At 30.6% G+C, this 1,776-nt stretch carries 1 protein-coding gene; it reads right to left on the reverse strand.

The features are described 5' to 3' along the window. Positions 1 to 646 precede the first annotated feature (646 nt). The coding region (locus CD032_RS09700) for an AI-2E family transporter (RefSeq protein WP_219727857.1) at positions 647 to 1,776 on the reverse strand (1,130 nt) is incomplete at its 5' end.

The raw sequence follows: 1,776 nt of genomic DNA on the forward strand, positions 1-1,776 counted from the left end.
TCCCTTCAAAGTTTACATTTTTAAGTGTCTACTTTGAAGGGAGCATATCACAACTAAAGCAAGTCATATTTTTAATCAACCAAAAGATATAACTTAATATGAGTACACATGATGGAAGCGTCCATTTTATATAAAAAACTTACGATTTTGATCGTGCATGCTTGCCTGGGGATATAGCTCGAGCCTGTAGTCTCTCACTCATATCATTTCCCCGGGCGTCCGCACGATTGCAAAATCGCTATAAGTGATATGTTTTAATACAATAGAAATAGCTTCGCATTATTTAACTTATACAACTAAAGCAAGTCATATTTTTAATTAATCAAAAGATATAACTTAATATGAGTACTCATGATGAAAGAGCCCATTTTATATAAAAAACTTACGATTTTGATTGTGCATGCTTGCCTGGGGATATGGCTCGAGCCTGTAGTCTCTCACTCATATCATTTCCCCGGGCGTCCGCACGATGCAAAATCGCTATAAATGATATGTTTTAATACAATAGAAATAGCTCAATAAGCTAACAATAATCAAAACAATAATGAAAAAGACAATTTCTATATTATTTCAATAGAAATTGCCTTTTTTCACTTGACCAAGAACCTTATGTCTCAGCCTTTTAATACATTTTTTAAATTTTAAATCAACGAATTTCTTCATCAGAAGTAATTTCATATTCCCCTGCATCATCACCATAATATTTATTATAACGACGTTTGTACATGGTAAACAAATGCGAAACTAATACTTTCAATATCGCATAAGCAGGAATACCTAAAATAACACCGACAACACCTAATAAATTACCTGCACTTAGTAAGATGAATATAATTGTCAATGGATGAATTTTCAATGTTTTACCCATGATATTCGGAGAAATGAAATGCCCTTCAATAAATTGAACAGCTGTCCAAACAACCACTAACTTCAGTAACATAATCGGTGAAGTAATTAAAGCAATTATAATTGCTGGTGAAATCGCAATCGTCGGACCAATATATGGAACAACACTTGTAACTGCAGCGATTGAAGCTAAAATTAAACTGTAGTCTAAACCGATGATACTATACCCAATAAATAATAATATACCAATACAGAACGATACGATAATTTGTCCTTGGATATAAGAACCAACTTGTAGACTCATTTTATCTAATAAATCATGAAAATCTTTTCTAAATTTAGGCGGCATTAAGTTTGTTGAAAATTCTTTGAAGCGGTGCCCATCTTTTAGCATAAAGAATAAAACAAATGGTGTTGTAGCAATTACAACGCCAACATTTACTAAAGCTTCAGCAAAATTTTTAACTTTAGAACCAAAACCATTAAAATAATCAGACACCATTGAAGGTAATTTTTTCGCCAATGAATCTAATTGATCTTGAATTTGTCCATAAAAATTAGAAATTAAAGAGTATTTCGTTACACTATCTATAAATTTATTGACCTTATCTACATAGTATGGGAAGTTATTTCCAAAACTTTTAAACTGAGCGCCAATCACAGGTATCAATAAATTAATAGCTAACGCAATTACACCAATAATGACTAAGAATAATATAATCACACCCCAAAGTCTTGATATATTATATCGTTCCATCAAATTAACTAATGGGTTAAATAAATAATATAATATAATCGATACAATGATTGGTGCTACAATTGTATTAAAAACAATGATAAATGGTTTAAAAATATAAGAAACTTGATCAAATATAAAAATCGCACAGCCAATAAATATTAATATAAGCAAAGCAAAAACTAAATCTTTGC

Origin of the sequence: Staphylococcus cohnii subsp. cohnii (assembly GCF_002902365.1) — a bacterium.
Taxonomy (GTDB): domain Bacteria; phylum Bacillota; class Bacilli; order Staphylococcales; family Staphylococcaceae; genus Staphylococcus; species Staphylococcus cohnii.